This is a genomic window from Streptomyces sp. NPDC028298 (assembly GCF_055565895.1).
The window spans coordinates 749,510-766,813 of the sequence record NZ_JBVHTL010000001.1 but is presented as its reverse complement, the minus strand read 5'-3'; the positions used below and the strand labels follow the sequence as shown (position 1 = coordinate 766,813).

The following is a 17,304-nucleotide window of genomic DNA, read 5'->3' as shown; positions in this document are numbered from 1 at the left end:
GAACGTGTCGATTGCGGACCGTATCTGTCCGCAAGGGATCCTAGATTGAAGGTATCGACCGGGACGGACCGCATCAGGAGGCACCGGAATGAGCGCGACGAGCAACGTCCAGGGCATCGAACTGCTGACGCTGTCGCACGACCGGCTGCGCGCCGTGGTCGCCGGCGTGCCGGAGAACGCCTGGTCGGCGCCGACGCCGTGCGCCGAGTGGACGGCGGCCCAGGTGCTCAACCACGCCCGGCTGGACCAGCAGGCGTACGGCGCCGCGGTCACCGGCACCGGGTGGCCCGAGTCGGACGCCTTCCACCCGGACGCGGCTCTGGAGGCCGATGTCACGGCCGCGCTCGACAATGTCCTCTCCCAGGTCGCCGGCGTCTACGCGGGACTGCCCGCCGACGCGCGGGAGGTGGCCACCCCGCTAGGGCCGCTGCCGTTCGGCGTGGCGGCCGCCGCGGCCGCGATGGACGCGGGCGTGCACGCCTGGGACATCGCAGTGGCGACCGGCCAGGGATCGCCTCTCGACGACGACCTGGCCGGCGGCATCCGGCTCGCGGCGGACCGGCTGGCCGACCACCTCCGCGACTCCTTCGGTGTGTTCGCCCCCGCGCGTGAGGTCCCGGAGGGCGCAGGGCCGGCCGAGGCGCTGCTCGCCTTCCTCGGCCGCGACCCGCACTGGACGCCGGCCGGGTCCTGAAGAGTCCTGGGCCGGCCGTGGGCCCCACGGCCGGCCCAGCGAAGTCGCGTCGTTCGCCCGGGGTCCGTGCCAGGCGTCGCCGGCCAGGCGAGACCTTGCGGCACGCCCTAGTCGCGCAGCTTCGCCAGGAAGGCGGACAGATGGCCGACCGTCCGGGCGATCTGCTGCTCCGTCGTGAGGGTCTCCTCGAAGCGGCTTCCCGACCGGAGCGCCTTCTTCCCCCTCACGTAGAGGGAACAGGCGAGGTCGGCGCAGACGTAGACGCCGACCGAGTTGCCCTCGCGGCCCGCGGCGCCCGCCTTGCGGGCCGTCATCAGCGCGACCCCGTCTCCCGGGTGCGTGGTCAGACACAGCGAGCACATGCTGCGGTGCGCGAGCCCGCGCCGGGAGGAGGCGAGACGCAGGGTGACGCCCAGGAGGCCGCCGTCCCGTTCGGTGACGAGGAAGCCGCGGTCGGGCGCACCGGGATCTCGCCAGCCCAGGAAGTCGAGATCGCCCCAGGGCCGTTCGTCGAGATCGCGAGGCGTCGCCAGCCGCTTCGCCTCGCCCCTGGTGCAGTTGATGAACGAGGTACGGATGTCCTGCTCGGTGAGCGGTCTCATGGGGTCTCCCGGTATCGACGATAAAACCTAGGTGTCCTAGGTTTTTGTCGAAGGTACCTAGTCCCGGGAGTGGGAGCCAGTGGATTTCGGGGGACCCGCGGAGGCCGTCACACGGGGGCTGCGGACGCGCGGGGTCACCTGGCACAGTGACCGCGTGGACGAGGGGGACGCGGGAACCGGGGCGGACGGGAGGGAGCGGGCCGGATACGAGCGCGGCCTCCGCCACCGACGTCGCCGCATCCCTGGTCAAGACGGCCGGCCGGCAGCGGCCACCGGACTGCAGGACCGTTCCGCCGGGGGAGCCCCCGTCCTGCGACCGCGCAGCCCGGCAGGCTTCCGGCGCCGGGACTGCGATCGGTTCGAGCAGCGCGCCGTGCGGTCAGGTCAGTAGCCGCCCGGCGACGACGACGGGGTCTTGGTGATGGCCTTGCCGTCGGTGCCCAGCACGTACCACTTGGCGCCGAAGGCGTCGAGCCCCTGCCCGTTCGTCTGCCCGGCCTTGGTGTCATCGACGAACGTGTAGAGCGGGTGCCCCTTGTACGTGACCTGCTTCGAGCCGTCGCTGCGCGTGATGGTCGACAGCAGCTTGCTGTTGACGCCGCCTCCCGCCGTCGGCTTCCCGTTCGCCTTCAGCGGTGGCCAGGCCTTGGCGCAGTCTCCGTCGCAGGTGGACTTGTTGGTCTTGTCGGCCTGGAAGAGGTAGAGGGTGTGCCCCTTGCTGTTGACCAGGATCTTGCCGAGCGGGCCGGACTTGGTGGACACGGTCGCGGAGGGCGAGGCGCTCACCCCCGATCCCGCTGCCTGTACGCTGCGTGCCCCGTCGTGGCTGGTGCCACCGGCGTACGCCACGGTGGCCGAGGACAGGAAGAGTGCCGTTCCGGTGGCTGCGATGAATGCTCGGGTGTGGTGCTTCACGAGAAGTCCTCCGGCTGCGATCGCCTCGGAGTGTCTTGCGGCCGCTGTGCCTCAGCGCGCCTCGCGTCTCCCTTCCATTACACGCCAAAGGCGACAGCCCGTCCACGGGGCCAGTGGTGCTGTGGATGATCGGCGTGCCGGCTCATCGCTGAGGTGGGGAAACGCCGTGCCGATCACAAACCAACAGGTCGCGGGACACGCGTTCTTGCCGATGATGTACGACGACCCGTGCTTCCCTGATCACGTAGTCGACGGGGAAGACGATCCGGCTGCGGCTGCGTCGGCCGGTGAAGCTGACCGGTCCACATCTCCTGGCGAAAGGCATGTCATGAAGTTCGCGGTCATCGGCGGTACCGGGCTGATCGGGTCGCAGGTCGTCAAGAATCTGAACGCCGCCGGACACGAGGCGGTACCGCACTCGCAGTCCACCGGCGTCGACATCATCAGTGACCAGGGACTGGACGAGGCGGTGGCGGGAGCCGACGTCGTCGTCAACCTGACGAACTCCCCGACCTTCGACGAAGCCTCCCTGGCCTTCTTCCAGACCTCGATGGACAACCTCCTGGCCGCGGCCCGCAAGGGCGGCGTCGGCCACTTCGTCATTCTCTCGATCGTCGGCACGGACCAGGTGCCGGAGCTGGACTACTACCGGGCCAAGGCGCTCCAGGAGAACATCCTCGCGGCCGGACAGATCCCCTACTCGATCGTCCGCGCGACGCAGTTCATGGAGTTCATCGACGCGGTCCTGTCCTGGACCGCCGACGGCGACACCGTCCGGCTGCCTGCCACGCCGATCCAGCCGATCGCCTCCAAGGACGTGGCCGATGCGGTGGCGGAAGTCGCCGCGGGCGCCCCGCTGGGGGGCATGCGCAACATCGCCGGGCCCGAAGTCTTCTCCCTGGACGAGTTGGGCCGGATCACCCTCACCCACAAGGGCGACGGTCGCACCGTTGTCACCGACCCCACCGCCGGCATGTTCGCCGTCGTCAAGGGCGACGTCCTCACTGACAAGGACGCCCACCTCGCCCCCACCCGCTACGTCGACTGGCTCTCCTGAACCGCCCGACGAGGAGGCCGACGCGGCGCGCTGTTCGGGCCCCACCTGCTCGTCGACCTCGGCAACGGGACAAGCCGATCCAGTCGCACATGGAGATCATGACCCGGCCGGGCGGTTCACCCGGCCGGGACCGCCTCCGGCAGACCGAGCGAGGTGGCGGCGTGACGCCACACGGACGCCAGCGCCCCCTCCAGGGTGACCATGGGATCGCGCAGCATCAGGCGGATGCCGTAACCGTCGCTCAGGGACAGTACGAGCGTGGCGAGTTCGTCCACGTCGGTCGGCGTGAACTCACCCGACTCGATGCCCCGCCGAACCGCGCCGCTCACCCACGCGTGCAGCTCGGCGTACAGGTCCACGGCGAACACCCGGGTCGACTCGTCGCGCAGCGCCCGGACCCACAGCTCCTGCCACAGCCGCCAGTCCTGGTGCAACACGGGGTCGGTCGGCAGCAGGCTGCGCAGGATACGTGCCAGGACGACCGCCGCCGGTGCGGTCTCCGCGTCGCGCTCCAGATCCACGGCCGTGCTGGCGAAGGAGTGGGCCATGGCTTCCGTGAACAGCTTCTCGCGCGTGTCGAAGTGGTAGTGCAGCAGCGCGGTCGACACGCCGGCCTGCTCCGCGACCATGCGCATGCGGATCTTCTCGAAGCCGATCTCGGCGATGGCCTCGCACGCCGCGGTCAGGATGCGCTCGCGCGTGTCCGCCGTGCGGACCTTGCTGGACACTCTGCGACTCCCCTCGTCCGGCGGTCGTACACCGCCGCCATTGTCCCTCACGGCCGCTCGGCCCGCGCCGCCGCCTCGTGCGCGGATCGCGCCTCGTACGTGTGGAAGCCGCGCCCCGACTTGCGGCCCAACAGACCGGCCTCCACCATCCGGGACAGCAGCGGGGGCGGGGAGTACGTGGGGTCCCGGAACTCGGCGTAGAGCGACTCGGCGATGGCCCGGGTGGTGTCCAGACCGATGAGGTCTGTCAGCGCCAGCGGCCCGAGGGGGTGCGCACAGCCGAGGACCATGCCGCGGTCGACGTCCTCGACGCGCGCGACGCCCGACTCGACCATGCGGATCGCGGCCAGCAGGTACGGGACGAGCAGCGCGTTCACCACGAAACCCGCCCGGTCCCGGGTGCGGATGACCTCCTTGCCGAGCGTGCCCGTCACGAAGGCCTCGGCCCGGTCCGCGGTGTCGGCCGAGGTGAGCAGCGACGGGACGAGTTCGACCAGCCGCAGCACCGGCACCGGGTTGAAGAAGTGGACGCCGAGGACCCGCTCGGGCCGGCCCGTCGCCGCCGCGAGCTGCACGACCGGGATCGACGAGGTGTTGGTCGCGAGGACGGCGCGTTCGCCGGTGACGACCGTATCGAGTTGGGTGAACACGTCGAGCTTGAGCCGCTCGTCCTCCGCCACCGCCTCGATCACCAGATCCCGGTCGTGCAGGGCCTCGAACTGGTCGGCCACGGTGATCAGCACGGCGGCGGCCTCGCGCCGTTCGGCCGTGAGCCTGCCGTGCGCGACGGCCTTGTCGAGGGAGTGGCCGATGCGCCGCCGGCCCGCGCGGGCCGCTTCGGCGTCGCGTTCCACGACCGTCACCGGCAGGCCGGCGCGCGCGCAGACCTCGGCGATGCCGGCCCCCATCAGGCCGCAGCCGACGACCCCCACGCGTTCGATGTCGGTCATCCGTTGTCCTCTCTGCGTCGAAGGTCCCCGGCGTCCCCGGCGTCCCCGGCACCGGGGACGCCGGGGACGCACCACGGTCCGCGGGGGCAGGGGCGGGCGCCCGCCCCTGCCGGTGTCATCGGGCGACGGGCAGGTCCAGCACCCCCGGGCCGCGCTTGATGAGCTCGTTGGCGATGATCAGCCGCTGGATCTCGGAGGTGCCCTCCCAGATCCGGTCCACGCGCAGCTCCCGGTAGAGCCGTTCCACGGCGTACGCGCGGTCGTAGCCCCGCCCGCCGTGTATCTGCAGGCACCGGTCGATGACCCGGCCCGAGGCCTCGCTGGCGGCGAGTTTGGCGATGGAGGCCTTGGCGTGCAGGGTCTTGCGGTCCTCCGCACCCGCCTGGTCCACCTCCCAGGCCACCTGGTGGGTGTAGGCACGGTTGACGGCGATGTCCACGGCGCAGTCCGCGAGCATGCCCTGGACCAGCTGGTACGTGGCGATCGGCGCGCCGAACTGCTCGCGCTCCACGGCCCAGTCACGGGACAGTTCCAGGGCCCGCTCGGCCGCGCCGGTGGTACGGGCCGCGATCATCAGGCGCTCCTCGGTGAACCAGGAGCGGGTGATGTCGTATCCCTCGCCGATGCCGCCGAGCACGGCGTCCTCGTCGACCTGGACGTCGGTGAAGGTGAACTCGGGGTGCTCGTAGACGAAGGTGTGCATGAAGCGCGGCACGCGCGTCATCTCGATGCCCGGGGTGTCCTTGTCGACCAGGAACAGCGTCGGTGCGCGCTCCGGACCCGCCGCCGCGAGGACGATCATGAAGTCGGCGTGGTCGCCGACGGTCACGAACCACTTCTCCCCCTTGAGCACCCACCCCCGGTCGTTCTTCGTCGCCGTGGTGGCGATGTTCTGCGGGTCCGACCCGGCGCCGCGTTCGGTGACCGCGTAGCAGTCCCGGCGCTCACCCTTGATGACCGGGACCAGGAAACGCTCGCGCTGCTCGGGCGTGCAGAACCGCAGCGCGTTCGCGGGTCGCCACACCATGTCCCACAGGGCGCCGGTCAGTCGGCCCAACTCCTCCTGGACGGTGACCTGTTCGGCGATGGTGAGGCCCGCGCCGCCCCATTCGGCAGGCATGTTGACGGCCTGGAGGCCCGCGTCCAGGACCGCGTCGCGGATCTGGGTGTGCGCGCTCGCGGGCAGCCCGTTGTCCTCCTCGCACCGGTTCTCGTAGGCGGCGATGAAGTCGGTGAGGGCACGCGCGTCGGCCTTGAGCCGTGCCTGGCGCGGGGTGAGGCGGAAGTCCATGGAAGTCCTCGCTGTGTGGTGGTCTGGCGTGGGCGTGGGCGTGGGCGGGGTCAGTGCGTGGGGAGAGCCAGCGCGCCGGTGCCGCGCTTGATGAGCTCGTTGGCGATGATCAGCCGCTGGATCTCGGAGGTGCCCTCCCAGATCCGGTCGACGCGCAGCTCCCGGTAGATGCGTTCGACGGGGTAGGAGCGGTCGTAGCCGCGGCCGCCGAAGATCTGCAGGCACCGGTCGGCGACCCGGCCGGCCGCCTCGCTGGCGGCGAGCTTGGCGGTGGAGGCCTTGGCGTGCAGGGTCTTGCGGTCGGTGTGCGGCTGGTCGGCCTCCCAGGCGACCTGGTGGGTGTAGGCGCGGTTGACGGCGATGTCCACGGCGCAGTCCGCGAGCATGCCCTGGATCAGCTGGTAGTTGGCGATGGGGGCGCCGAACTGCTCGCGCTCCACGGCCCAGTCACGGGCCAGTTGGAGGGCCCGCTCCGCGGCGCCGACGGTGCGGGCCGCGATCATCAGGCGCTCGTCGGTGAACCACTCCTTGGTCAGTTCGTAGCCGTTGCCGACGCCGCCGAGCACGTCCTCGTCGGCCACGAAGACGTCGGTGAAGGTGAACTCGGGATGCCCATTGACGGCGGAGTGCATGAAACGCGGCACGCGGGTCATCTCGACGCCGGGAGCGGCCTTGTCCACGAAGAACAGCGTGGGCAGCCGCTCGGGGCCCGCATCCGCCTGCACCAGCAGGAAGTCGGCGATGTCGCCGCAGGTGACGAACCACTTCTCGCCGTTCAGCAGCCAGCCGCCCTCGGTGCGCGTGGCCGTGGAGGTGCCGGAAGACGGGTCGGATCCGGCGCCCGGCTCGGTGACGGCGAACGCGTCGAACCTCTCCCCGCGGATCACGGGCAGCAGGTACTTCTCGCGCTGCCGTTCGTCGCCCTGGGCCAGGACGTTCGCGGGCCGCCAGGGAATGTCCCACAGGCAGTTGGTGGCCTTGCCGAACTCCTCCTCGACGATGACCTGGTCGAGCAGGCTGAGCCCGGCGCCGCCCCATGCGGCGGGCATGTTGATGGCGTAGACGCCGGCGTCCATCGCGGCCCGGGTCAGTTCGGTGACCAGCTCCTGCGGCAGGGGACCGCCGGCCTGCTCGGACTGGTCCTCGTAGCGCATCAGCAGCCGGGCGTAGTCGGCCGCGCGCCGCTTCAGGTCGGACTGTTCGGGGGTGTAGCGCATGTCCATGGTGACCACCTCTTGGGTCGGGGGAGGGCGGGGGCGGGCGGGGCGCCCGGGCGGGTACGGGGTGTCGCTCGGGCGGGTACGGGGGTGTCGCTCAGCCGAGGACGGCGCGCGAGTCCAGGGCGAGCGCACCGCGGGGGCCGACGAGGAGCGGGTTCACCTCCAGCTCGGCGATCTCCGGGTGGGCGGCGGCGAACGCGGTGATCGTCTCGATGGCCGCGGCGGCCGCGGCGACGTTGACGGGAGGCCGGCCGCGCACCCCGTCGAGCAGTGCGGCGGTGCGCAGTCCGCGCAGCAGGTCCAGGGCGCGGCCGGCGGTCACCGGCGCCAGGGTGAAGGCGACGTCGCGCAGCGACTCGGCGAGCACCCCGCCCAGGCCGACCATGGCGACAGGGCCGAACCGCGGATCGCGGTTGACGCCGACGATCAGCTCGATGCCGTCGGACAGGTCCGCCATGGCCTCCACGGAGTAGGCGGGCGCGCCGAGCCGGGCGTGCATCTCGCGGAAGGCGGCCAGCACCTCGTCGGTCCCGGTCAGACCGAGGGCCACACCGCCCGCGTCCGACTTGTGCAGCAGGTGCAGGGCCTTGAGCACGTACGGGCCGGGGAACCCGGCGACGGCGGCGAGCAGTTCGGACTCGTCGTGGACCTCCCGGGCGGTGGGGAAGGCGAGGCCGGCCGCTTGGAGGGCCGCGCGGATCCGCGTGTACCCGGTCTCCTCCATCGGCGCGGCGGGCAGGGGGAGGGGGACGATGCCGGGCGCGGTACGGTCGGCCACCGTGGCGGCGAGGGCGCGCGCGGCGTCCTCGGTGGCGTCGAAGACGGGGATGCCGGCGGCCGCGAGGGTGCGGCAGCTGGGGGAGCCGGGATACATCGACTGCACCACCAGCGGTTTGGCGGTGGCGCCGTGCCGGGCGGCGATGAGCCGTGCCGCCTCCCGCTCCCCGTCCGCCAGCGCCCTACCGCCGCCGCCGAGACCGCCCTCGGAGGCCGCGTAGCCGCCGAAGTAGCCGGTCATGAGCACGGCGTCGACCTCCTCGGCCGCGAGCAGCGCCTCGACGGTCGCCGCGTACGAACCGGGGTCCTGCTCGCCCATGCCCGCCAGGTCCACGGGGTTGGCGACGGCCGACTGCTCCCACAGCACCTCGCGCAGCCGCTCCCGGGCCGGCGCGCCGATCTCCGGCACCGAGAGTCCCGCGGCCTCCACGGCGTCGGCGGCGATCACGCCGTGGCCCCCGCCGTCGGTGAGGACGGCGACCCGGCGGCCGGCACCGCGGCGCGGTCCGGCCGCCGCGGCGAGCACGACGGTGAGTTCGCGCGGGGTGGCGACCAGTTCCACCCCGGCGTCCCGGCAGGCCGCCGTCACCACGTCGGCCGAGGTGGTCAGCGCCCCGGTGTGCGACTGCGCGCTGCGCGCCGAGGCGTCGCCGCGCCCGGCGGTGAGCAGCACCACCGGCTTGCCGGCCACGGCTGCGGCCTCGGCGAAGGCACGTCCGTCCGCGAAGTCCTCGGCATAGACCGCGATCGCCCGGGTGTCCTCGTGCCGGGCGCAGTCCGCGAGCAGGTCGACGAGGGTGACGTCGGCCTGGTTGCCCAGCGACACGAACCGGGAGAAGCCGAGGCCGTGCGGGGCGAAGCGCAGCTGGAGTTCGAGGGCGAGGTTGCCGCTCTGGCTCAGGAGCGCCACGCCGCCGGGCGTGAAGGTGTCGGAGGCCAGGAAGAGGTCCGTCGTATTGTCGGCGATTCCCAGGCAGTTGGGGCCGACCATGACGGCTCCCGCGGCCCGCACCCGTTCGGCGACGGCCTGCTGACGTGCGCGGCCGGCGGTGCCGGTCTCCGCGAAGCCGGCGGTGATCGCGACGATCGCGCGTGCCCCGCAGCCCAGTGCCTCGTCGACGGCCGCCTCGAACCCGGCGGCGGGCACGCAGACCACGGCCAGGTCGACCGGTTCGCCGATCGCGCTCAGGCTCGGTGCGGCGGTGCGGCCGAGCACCGTACCGCCCCGCCGGTTGACCAGATGGACGGGACGGCGACCGTTCGCGCGGACGGCCTGGGCGGCTATGGCGTGGCCGTACTTGGCGGGGTCGTCGCTGGCGCCGACCACGGCGACGGAGACCGGGTCGAAGAGGGCCGAGAGGTCACGTCCCATGTCACTTCACCAGCCGCAGCGCGGAGTTGGGGCAGGCGGCGACGGCGGCCACGGCTGCGTCCTCGCCGCCCGGCGGCACGGACGTCTCGATCAGTTGCGCGTAACCGAAGTCGTCGAGGTCGATCAGCTCGGGCGCGGGTTCGCGGCACAGGCCGTAGCCCTGGCAGAGAGTGGCGTCCAGCAGCAGTTTCATGTGCGGCCCTTTCTGGGAGGGGAGCGGAGCGAGGGGGCGGGGGAGGGCGTGTCAGGGCACGGCCACCAGGAATCGGCGTCCGTCCTCGGGGGCCGCCGCGCCGGCGCAGCCGGGACAGTCCCGGTGTTCCTCGAGACGGTCGGGGAAATGGGTGAGGAGGCTGGCGGCGATCCGCGCGGCGGCGTCCAGGAGCCCGCAGGCCCCGCGTCCGGGCAACTGCCCGGACCAGCGCCGCAGCCTGTCCGGAGTGCCCGGGTCGGCCGTGCCGCGGGCGACGGCGGACAGGGCCCCGGCGAGCGCCCCGGTGCCGGAGACGCACACCCCGCACTGCCGGGCGCTCTGGGCGGCGAGATAGGCGGTCGCCTCGCTCGCGACGCCGACCGGACAGTCCCCGGGGTGCAGGAAGTACAGGGCCCCGCAGCCGAGTGCGCCACCGGCGGCGCGCAGCCCCTCCAGGTCGAGCGGCAGGTCCGCCCAGCCCACGCCGTGCAGTCCGCCGAACAGTCCCCCCAGCAGAACGGCCTCGGCCTTGCCGTGCCCCCAGGCGTCGGCGAGGGCGTCCAGGCGGGTACCGGCGGGGACCTCGGCCAGGGCCGATCGGCCGTCGGACCCGGACAGGGTGACCAGATGGGCGCCGGCGACCTCGGCGGCGGCCTCGGGCCGGGAGTGCAGCAGGGCGACGCGGGCCAGTGTCTCCACGTTGGCGACCAGGGTCGGCGCCCCGCCGACGCCGCGTTCGAAGGGGCGCGGGGGTTTGGCCGTCGGCAGCGCCGGACCGCCGTCGATCCGCCGTACGACCGCGCTCTCCTCCCCGGCGACGTAGGAGTGGGGCGTGCGTACGACGTCCACCCGCAGGCCGGCGGGCCGCTCGGCGAGGGCCCGCAGCACGGCCCGCTCGGCCTGGGCGTCGGAGAGGTAGACGCAGCCGCGCCCGGCACCGGTCACGGCGGCCGCCAGGCGCAGGCCGTCCAGCACCAGGTGCGGCCGGTATCGCAGCAGCCAGCGGTCCTTGACGGAGCCCGGTTCGCCCTCCTCGCCGTTGGCCACGACGACGGGCGTGCCGGGAGCGTCGCGGACGGCGCGCAGCTTGACGGCCGCGGGGAATCCGGCGCCGCCCCGGCCGCGCAGCCCCGCCGCGCCGATCCGGTCGAGCAGCGTGCCGGGAGCGGACACCGGCGCGTACCCGCCGGCGGCGAGATAGCGGGAGGAGTCCTCGTACGAGGAAGGGCCCGCGGCGCTGCCGGGCGGCCGGGCGAGCAGCCCGTGCCGCCCTTCGGGGAGTAGGGAGAATACGCCGGTCATACGGTGCTCCAGTGCTCGCCGCAGCGGGATCTCAGGCGGTCCACCGCGTGTTCCAGGGCCTGCCGCTGGGCCGTGGTCCGGTCGTAGCCGGAGCCGGGCAGGCCGATCAGCATCCGGTGGTGGTCGAGGACCACCTCACCGGCCAGCAGAGCCGGTCCGGGGTTGGCCGGCCCCGGCTCCTCGGCGGCGGCCACCACCAGGTCGGTCACCTCGCCCAGGTAGCGCAGCCAGCTTCGCTGCGTGCCGCGGAGCACCAGCCGCTCTACGTGCCGTCTCTCCTCGGCCACGAGGACCGACGGCGGCCGGGCGGCCGCCGGGGCCCGCAGCGCGGCCACGGCCACGGGCAGTTCCTGTTCGGGCTCCGGTGTGAGACCGAGCCATGCCAGATGTCGGCGAGCGCTCATGTGCGTGCCTCCGGGGGCGCTCCCCGCTCCCGGCGGGGGAGCGGGGAGGCGCGGCGACGGCGTGACGGGGGAGATGCTCCGCCGCTCGCTGTGCGTGGCGGGGAGCCGTGCGGAGTACCGGCCGGGGCCGTGTACCGCGTGACGTGCGGCTGTCCTGATCGGGAGGGCCGGGCTGCGCGGATCGGTGGTCCGCGGGCGGCCGGGACGACCCACCGCTGTCCCTGCGGGGTCGGCCCGTCCGCCTGGAGCGAGAGACTAACTAACTAATTAGTCAGCCCACAAGCCTTGACTTGCCACCGCGTCGGTCCCAGTCTGACTAACCAATTAGTCAGCCGGATCCCGCGGGCCCCCATGGGGAACCCGCGGCCCATCCCGGTCACAGCCTCACCGCCCATCGCCGCCCCGCGCGGCGCGGAGGAGGACTTCATGAACCCCTCGACCACCCAGGCGGCCACCGCGCCGCCCGGCCCGCCGAGCGAGACCCCCGATCACCCCGGCGAGGCCCTGTCCGCCCGCTACTACACGGATCCGGCCGTCGCGGCCGCGGAGACCGAACGCGTCTTCGCCAAGTCCTGGCAGCTCGTCTGCCACGAGTCCGACCTCCCCGGCCCGGGCGCCCGGCTGACGGCCACCGCCGCCGGCCGGGAGGTCCTGGTCGTGCGCACCGAGGACGGCGGCCTCGCCGCCCACCTCAACGTCTGCCGCCACCGCGGAACCCGCCTGGTCACCGGCCCGGAGCCGGAGGGCAAGGCGATCCGCTGCCCGTACCACGGCTGGACCTACAAGCTCGACGGACGCCTCGTCGGCGCCCCCGAGGCGCGCCGGATCCCCTGCCTGGACAAGCCCCGGCTCGGACTGCACCCGGTCAACGTCGAGTCCTTCCTCGGCTTCGTCTTCGTCAACCTCGACCTGGAGGCCACCCCGCTCGCCGAGACCTGCGCCGGGCTCGCCGAGGCCGTCGGCCACTACGCGGGACCCGGCCTCACACCGGTCGGCAAGCACCGCATCCACGACGTCACCGCCGGCGAACAGCAGAACGCCAACTGGAAGGTGATCGTCGACAACTACCTGGAGGGCTACCACGTCCCCGTCGCCCACCCCGCGCTGATGCGACTGCTCGACTACCAGGCGTACACGGTGGACGTCCAGGAGCACTACGTCCTGTTCGAGTCACCGCTGCGGGACAAGCCCTCCTCGAACTGGACGGAACGCCTCTACCAGCGGCTCGCCACCCCGATGCCCGGGCTGACCGAGGCCGACCGGCGGGTCTGGCGGTACGCCGTGATCTACCCCAACACGCTCATCGACTTCTACCCTGACCACGTGCTCGCGTGGACCGCCCTGCCCACCGCCCAGGACCGGGCGGCGATCCCGGGCGCCTTCTACACCCGGCACGGGGAGAGCCTGCGCACCAGGATCGCCCGGCGGCTCAACATCCACATCGGCTGGGTCACCAACGACGAGGACGCCGAGCTGGTCGAACGCGTACAGGCCGGCCTGTCCACGCCGGGGTTCGAGCCCGGCCCGCTCTCGCACCGCGAGGCCGCCGTCGGCTGGTTCGCCCGCCGGATCCGCCGCGACCTGGAAGAGGACGGCCGGTGACGCCCCGCCGTCCCGCGGCCGGGCCCCACCGGCGCGTCGCACTCCTCCCGGCCGGCTTACCCCGGCACCACTGACGCACGTCCGTACCCTTCCCAGACCGGTCCTCACCACGGAGTCACAGGGCCTCCGCGAGCCGACCAGCCGGTCCCGCCCTGGACTGTCGTGCCGTTCCTCGACGGAGAGGACGCTCCATGTCCCCCGAGGTACCACCACCGACCCGACGCGCCCTGCTGCGGGCGGGCGCCGGCGGCCTGCTGGGCGCCGCGGTCGGAGGCTGCGGGTTCATGCCCGCCAGAACACCCGACGACAAGGACCTGGCCCCGGTCCGCGCACGCGTCGACGGCGATCTCGTCTACTTCAACTGGGCCGACTACGTCGACCCGTCCGTCTTCAAAGGGTTCGAGAAGGAGTACGGCGTCAGCGTCGTCCAGTCGAACTTCGACTCGATGGAAGGCATGGTCGCCAAGCTCAACGCGGGCAACCGCTACGACATCGTCTTCCCCAGCGCCAAATGGGCCCAGCGCCTGGCTCGCGGCGGCCGGCTGCGCCGGATCGACCACACGCAGCTCAGCCACGCCAAGGACGTGTTCGGCGCCCACTCCTACTTCGCCGACCCCTGGTACGACCCCGGCTCCGCGCACACCGTCCCCTTCACCGCCTACAAGACCGGCATCGGCTGGCGGCGCGACCGGATCGGCGAGCTGACCGGATCCTGGAAGGACCTGTGGAGCGACCGGGCCAGGGGCAAGGTCTTCCTGCTGGACGACCGTGACGAGGTCCTCGGCATGGGAGCCCTGGAACTCGGCCTCGACGTCAGCACCGGCGACCCGGGCGACCTCGACCGCATCACCGACCTGCTGGGCACCCTGCGCCCACGGCTGCGCGGCTTCTCCAGCGACAGCTACAACAACCTGCTCAACGGCAACGCCGTCATGACCCAGGCCTGGAGCGGCGACATGGCCGCCATGCTCAACCAGGCCAAGGACCCCTCCGTGTTCGGCTTCCAGGCGCCCAAGGAGGGGACACCGATCAACTCCGACTGCTACGCCATCCCCTGGAACGCCCCGCACCCCGGCACCGCGATGCTGTTCATCGACTTCATGCTCCGGCCGGAGAACGTGAAGAAGAACATCGAGTACATCGGCTACCCCATGCCGGTGGCCGGCTCCGAGAAGGTCTACGCCGAACTCGTCAAACCCTTCCCCGAGTGCCTCGTCACCGAGGCCGACCTCAAGGCCGACCTGTTCTTCCGCAACGGGAGCCACGCGGCCGAGGACGCGCGCGACACCGCCTGGACCCATGTGAAGGCGGGCTGAGACATGACACCGACGCCTCCCCCCTCGCGCCCCCGCCGCGGCCCGGACGCCACCGGCACCCGCATGTGGACCTGGTTCATGCTCCCCGGCACCCTGTGGATGACCGGGTTCCTGATCGCCTCCCTGGTGCTGGTCGCCGTCCTCACCGTCGGCACCACCGACGAACTCGGCAACCCCCGCTTCGGGTTCGACCTCTCCAGCATCCGAGCCCTGGCCGACCCCGCCTACACCGAGGTACTGGCACGCTCCCTCGGCTACGCCCTGCTGACCTGCGTGATCTGCCTGCTGATCGCCTACCCGGTGGCGTACACCATCGCCCTGCACGGCGGCCGCTGGAAACACGCGCTCATCGCCGCGATCGTCGTGCCGTTCTTCGCCAACTATCTCGTGCGCATGTACGGCTGGTCGGTGGTCCTGTCCGACGACGGACCGCTGCTGCGGGCCCTGCGCGCCGCGGGACTGGCCGACGGCGACACGAAGATCCTCAACACCGGCGTCGGCGTGATCGCGGGACTCGTCTACGGATTCGTCGTCTTCATGATCATCCCGCTGTACGCGGCCCTGGAGCGGCTCGACGTCTCCCTCATCGAGGCCGGCCGCGACCTCTACGGCGGCCCCGTGCGGACCTTCCTCCACGTCACCCTGCCCGCCACCCGGCAGGGCGCGGCGGCCGGACTGGTCCTCGTCTTCCTGCCCGCCATGGGCGACTTCGTCAGCGCGCAACTGATGGGCGGACCGGACCAGATCATGATCGGCAACCTCATCCAGGACAAGTTCTTCCAGGGCCAGAACTGGCCGCTCGGATCCGCGCTCACCCTGCTGCTCATGCTCGTCCTGCTGGTCGGGATGCTCGGCTACCTCAGGCGCACCCGCAAGGACGAGGCGGAGGCCCGCCGATGACCCAGCTCAGCCCGCCCACCACCACCGCGGCCCCCGCCACCGACCGGCCCGCCGCACGCACCCGCACCCGGCGCGGCCGCGCCGACCGCAAGCCCCGCGTCCTCGTCGCCGTCACCGCCCTCTTCTTCGCGCTGCTCTACCTGCCCATCGCCGTGGTGACGCTGTTCTCCTTCAACTCCCAGAAGTCCCTCACCGTCTTCAGCGGGTTCAGCCTGCGCTGGTACCGCGCCTTCGTCCACGACGACGTCCTGATCTCCTCGCTGGGCACGAGCCTGCGCATCTCCCTGGTGGCGACGGCCGGCTCGATCGTCCTCGGCGTCGCCCTGGCCCTCGGACTGGTCCGGTGCCGCACCCGGCTCGGCTCCCTGGCCGGCCTGATCATGCTCGTACCGCTGATCACCCCCGAGATCGTCACCGGCGTCGCGTCGATGCTCCTGTTCAAGGGCCTGGGCGTGACCCTGTCCACCGGCACGGTGATGGTCTCGGAGATCACCTTCTCCATCTCCTACGTCACCGTGATCCTCCGCTCCCGGGTCGCGGCCCTGAACCCCGAGGTGGAGGAGGCCGCGATGGACCTCGGGGCCACCCGCTGGCAGGCGGTCCGCCTGGTCACCCTGCCCGCCCTGCTGCCCGCGGTGCTCGCCGCCGCCGTACTGATCTTCGCGCTCGTCTTCGACGACTTCGTCCTCGCCTACTTCACCACCGGCGTCGACCCCCAGCCGCTGTCGGTGCGGATCTACTCGGCGATCCGCTTCGGGGTGCAGCCCACCATCAACGCCGTCGGCACGCTGATGCTCGCCGGATCCATCGGCCTGATCGCCCTGGCCCTCTTCATTCCGCGCCTGTTCGGCCGCCGCGGCGGCCTCGACATCCTCTCCGGGAGCTGACCCATGGACGAGACCCACGCCGTCCGCCTCGCCGGCGTCTCCAAGCGGTTCGCGGACACCTACGCCGTCCGCGACCTGAACCTCGACATCGAGGCCGGCCTCTTCTTCTCCCTGCTCGGCCCCTCCGGCTGCGGCAAGACCACCTCACTGCGCATGATCGGCGGCTTCACCGATCCCACGGAGGGATCGGTGCTGCTCGCGGGCGAAGACGTGACCGCGCTGCCCCCGAACAAGCGCAACGTCAACACCGTCTTCCAGAGCTACGCCCTGTTCGACCACCTCAGCATCGCCGACAACGTCGCCTTCGGCCTCAAGCGCAAGGGCGTCGAGAAGGCGGAGATCCGGCGCCGCGTCGGCGAGATGCTGGAACTGGTCCAGCTCGACGGCTTCGCCGGGCGCAAGCCCCGCACCCTCTCCGGCGGCCAGCGCCAGCGCGTCGCCCTCGCCCGCGCCCTGGTCAACCGGCCGGCCGTCCTCCTGCTCGACGAACCGCTCGCGGCCCTCGACCTGAAGCTGCGCCGCCAGATGCAGGTGGAGCTCAAGCAGATCCAGCGCGAGGTCGGCATCACCTTCGTCTTCGTCACCCACGACCAGGACGAGGCACTGACCATGTCGGACCGGATCTGTGTCATGAACGAGGGCCGCGTCGAGCAGTGCGGCACCCCCGAGGACGTGTACGAGCACCCCGCCGGCCGCTTCGTCGCCTCCTTCATGGGCACCTCCAACCTGATGACCGGCACCTACCGCGGCGGCGAGGTCACCCTCGACCAGGGACCCGCCCTGCCCGTCGGCCCCCGAGCCGCCATCGCCGACGGCACCTCGGTCAGTGTCTCCGTACGCCCCGAGAAGGTCTGGCTGTCCGACTTCGAACCGGGCATGCCGGTGCTGCGCGGAGTCATCCGCGAGACCGTCTACTGCGGCCCCACCACCACCTATCTGATCGAACTCGCGCCCGGCGTCACCCTGTCCGTGCTGGAGCAGAACACGGCGCGCGCCCGCATGGAGGACCGCTGGAGCGGCGGCGAGACGGTCGAGTTCGGCTGGCGGCCCGAGCACTGCCTCGTCCTCGCCTGACCGCCCCCACCCGATCTGAA

At 72.1% G+C, this 17,304-nt stretch carries 17 protein-coding genes; 7 read left to right on the top strand and 10 right to left on the bottom strand.

Annotated features, from left to right (window positions below; genetic code table 11):
- The first annotated feature begins 88 nt into the window (after positions 1 to 88).
- Positions 89 to 694, top strand: coding sequence for a TIGR03086 family metal-binding protein (locus ACZ4TO_RS03500; protein WP_468023287.1), 606 nt, complete (start codon positions 89 to 91; stop codon positions 692 to 694).
- 107 nt (positions 695 to 801) lie between these two features.
- On the opposite strand, the gene ACZ4TO_RS03495 is transcribed toward ACZ4TO_RS03500, so the two are convergent.
- Together ACZ4TO_RS03495 and ACZ4TO_RS03490 are read right to left on the bottom strand one after the other, a co-directional pair.
- Positions 802 to 1,296, bottom strand: a complete 495-nt coding sequence (locus ACZ4TO_RS03495; RefSeq protein WP_382779503.1) for an FBP domain-containing protein — start codon at positions 1,294 to 1,296, stop codon at positions 802 to 804.
- A 384-nt stretch (positions 1,297 to 1,680) separates the two neighbouring features.
- Positions 1,681 to 2,211, bottom strand: coding sequence for a COG4315 family predicted lipoprotein (locus ACZ4TO_RS03490; protein ID WP_468023286.1), 531 nt, complete (start codon positions 2,209 to 2,211; stop codon positions 1,681 to 1,683).
- Positions 2,212 to 2,539: 328 nt separating this feature from the next.
- Between ACZ4TO_RS03490 and ACZ4TO_RS03485 the strand changes: the two genes are divergently transcribed.
- On the top strand, positions 2,540 to 3,268 hold the full coding sequence (locus ACZ4TO_RS03485) for an SDR family oxidoreductase (protein ID WP_468023285.1): 729 nt from the start codon (positions 2,540 to 2,542) through the stop codon (positions 3,266 to 3,268).
- Positions 3,269 to 3,384: 116 nt separating this feature from the next.
- On the opposite strand, the gene ACZ4TO_RS03480 is transcribed toward ACZ4TO_RS03485, so the two are convergent.
- The 8 genes from ACZ4TO_RS03480 to ACZ4TO_RS03445 form a co-directional block, all read right to left on the bottom strand.
- Positions 3,385 to 3,996 (bottom strand): TetR/AcrR family transcriptional regulator, encoded by a 612-nt coding sequence (locus ACZ4TO_RS03480; protein ID WP_351131895.1) that lies wholly within the window; start codon positions 3,994 to 3,996, stop codon positions 3,385 to 3,387.
- Positions 3,997 to 4,043: 47 nt separating this feature from the next.
- A complete protein-coding gene (locus tag ACZ4TO_RS03475; protein ID WP_468023284.1) occupies positions 4,044 to 4,946 on the bottom strand; it encodes a 3-hydroxybutyryl-CoA dehydrogenase in 903 nt (300 codons plus the stop codon).
- A 115-nt stretch (positions 4,947 to 5,061) separates the two neighbouring features.
- Complete coding sequence (locus ACZ4TO_RS03470; RefSeq protein WP_468023283.1) at positions 5,062 to 6,237, bottom strand: acyl-CoA dehydrogenase family protein; 1,176 nt, start codon at positions 6,235 to 6,237, stop codon at positions 5,062 to 5,064.
- A 50-nt stretch (positions 6,238 to 6,287) separates the two neighbouring features.
- Complete coding sequence (locus ACZ4TO_RS03465; RefSeq protein ID WP_382779518.1) at positions 6,288 to 7,460, bottom strand: acyl-CoA dehydrogenase family protein; 1,173 nt, start codon at positions 7,458 to 7,460, stop codon at positions 6,288 to 6,290.
- Positions 7,461 to 7,551: 91 nt separating this feature from the next.
- Positions 7,552 to 9,606 carry an acetate--CoA ligase family protein gene (locus ACZ4TO_RS03460; RefSeq protein WP_468023282.1) on the bottom strand — a complete coding sequence of 685 codons (2,055 nt, stop codon included), beginning with the start codon at positions 9,604 to 9,606 and terminating at the stop codon, positions 7,552 to 7,554.
- Between the two features lies 1 nt (position 9,607).
- Positions 9,608 to 9,799, bottom strand: coding sequence for a ferredoxin (locus ACZ4TO_RS03455; protein ID WP_351131889.1), 192 nt, complete (start codon positions 9,797 to 9,799; stop codon positions 9,608 to 9,610).
- A 51-nt stretch (positions 9,800 to 9,850) separates the two neighbouring features.
- The gene (locus tag ACZ4TO_RS03450) at positions 9,851 to 11,101 is read right to left on the bottom strand and encodes an NADH-ubiquinone oxidoreductase-F iron-sulfur binding region domain-containing protein (protein WP_468023281.1); all 1,251 of its coding nucleotides are present in this window, start codon (positions 11,099 to 11,101) and stop codon (positions 9,851 to 9,853) included.
- A complete protein-coding gene (locus tag ACZ4TO_RS03445; protein WP_468023280.1) occupies positions 11,098 to 11,505 on the bottom strand; it encodes a hypothetical protein in 408 nt (135 codons plus the stop codon). Before ACZ4TO_RS03445 ends, ACZ4TO_RS03450 begins: the two co-directional genes overlap by 4 nt.
- Before the next feature lie 426 nt (positions 11,506 to 11,931).
- On the opposite strand from ACZ4TO_RS03445, the gene ACZ4TO_RS03440 reads away from it, so the two are divergent.
- The 5 genes from ACZ4TO_RS03440 to ACZ4TO_RS03420 all read left to right on the top strand — a co-directional run bounded on the left by ACZ4TO_RS03440 (position 11,932) and on the right by ACZ4TO_RS03420 (position 17,284).
- Positions 11,932 to 13,107 (top strand): aromatic ring-hydroxylating oxygenase subunit alpha, encoded by a 1,176-nt coding sequence (locus ACZ4TO_RS03440; RefSeq protein WP_385038652.1) that lies wholly within the window; start codon positions 11,932 to 11,934, stop codon positions 13,105 to 13,107.
- 191 nt (positions 13,108 to 13,298) lie between these two features.
- Positions 13,299 to 14,423 (top strand): polyamine ABC transporter substrate-binding protein, encoded by a 1,125-nt coding sequence (locus tag ACZ4TO_RS03435; RefSeq protein WP_382779535.1) that lies wholly within the window; start codon positions 13,299 to 13,301, stop codon positions 14,421 to 14,423.
- A 3-nt stretch (positions 14,424 to 14,426) separates the two neighbouring features.
- Positions 14,427 to 15,323, top strand: coding sequence for an ABC transporter permease (locus tag ACZ4TO_RS03430; RefSeq protein ID WP_468023279.1), 897 nt, complete (start codon positions 14,427 to 14,429; stop codon positions 15,321 to 15,323).
- Positions 15,320 to 16,210: an ABC transporter permease gene (locus ACZ4TO_RS03425; protein ID WP_382779540.1), complete on the top strand. Its 891-nt coding sequence runs from the start codon at positions 15,320 to 15,322 to the stop codon at positions 16,208 to 16,210. The genes ACZ4TO_RS03430 and ACZ4TO_RS03425 overlap by 4 nt, the downstream gene beginning before the upstream one ends.
- Before the next feature lie 3 nt (positions 16,211 to 16,213).
- A complete protein-coding gene (locus ACZ4TO_RS03420) occupies positions 16,214 to 17,284 on the top strand; it encodes an ABC transporter ATP-binding protein (RefSeq protein WP_382779543.1) in 1,071 nt (356 codons plus the stop codon).
- Positions 17,285 to 17,304: the final 20 nt, after the last annotated feature.

Bases quoted from the DNA above. Each gene is read 5' to 3' on its own strand.
- ACZ4TO_RS03470 (WP_468023283.1), bottom strand. From the start codon at position 6,237: ATGGACTTCCGCCTCACCCCGCGCCAGGCACGGCTCAAGGCCGACGCG.
- ACZ4TO_RS03495 (WP_382779503.1), bottom strand. From the start codon at position 1,296: ATGAGACCGCTCACCGAGCAGGACATCCGTACCTCGTTCATCAACTGC.
- ACZ4TO_RS03425 (WP_382779540.1), top strand. From the start codon at position 15,320: ATGACCCAGCTCAGCCCGCCCACCACCACCGCGGCCCCCGCCACCGAC.
- ACZ4TO_RS03460 (WP_468023282.1), bottom strand. From the start codon at position 9,606: ATGGGACGTGACCTCTCGGCCCTCTTCGACCCGGTCTCCGTCGCCGTG.
- ACZ4TO_RS03435 (WP_382779535.1), top strand. From the start codon at position 13,299: ATGTCCCCCGAGGTACCACCACCGACCCGACGCGCCCTGCTGCGGGCG.
- ACZ4TO_RS03430 (WP_468023279.1), top strand. From the start codon at position 14,427: ATGACACCGACGCCTCCCCCCTCGCGCCCCCGCCGCGGCCCGGACGCC.
- ACZ4TO_RS03445 (WP_468023280.1), bottom strand. From the start codon at position 11,505: ATGAGCGCTCGCCGACATCTGGCATGGCTCGGTCTCACACCGGAGCCC.
- ACZ4TO_RS03500 (WP_468023287.1), top strand. From the start codon at position 89: ATGAGCGCGACGAGCAACGTCCAGGGCATCGAACTGCTGACGCTGTCG.
- ACZ4TO_RS03420 (WP_382779543.1), top strand. From the start codon at position 16,214: ATGGACGAGACCCACGCCGTCCGCCTCGCCGGCGTCTCCAAGCGGTTC.
- ACZ4TO_RS03465 (WP_382779518.1), bottom strand. From the start codon at position 7,460: ATGGACATGCGCTACACCCCCGAACAGTCCGACCTGAAGCGGCGCGCG.
- ACZ4TO_RS03485 (WP_468023285.1), top strand. From the start codon at position 2,540: ATGAAGTTCGCGGTCATCGGCGGTACCGGGCTGATCGGGTCGCAGGTC.
- ACZ4TO_RS03440 (WP_385038652.1), top strand. From the start codon at position 11,932: ATGAACCCCTCGACCACCCAGGCGGCCACCGCGCCGCCCGGCCCGCCG.
- ACZ4TO_RS03475 (WP_468023284.1), bottom strand. From the start codon at position 4,946: ATGACCGACATCGAACGCGTGGGGGTCGTCGGCTGCGGCCTGATGGGG.
- ACZ4TO_RS03455 (WP_351131889.1), bottom strand. From the start codon at position 9,799: ATGAAACTGCTGCTGGACGCCACTCTCTGCCAGGGCTACGGCCTGTGC.
- ACZ4TO_RS03450 (WP_468023281.1), bottom strand. From the start codon at position 11,101: ATGACCGGCGTATTCTCCCTACTCCCCGAAGGGCGGCACGGGCTGCTC.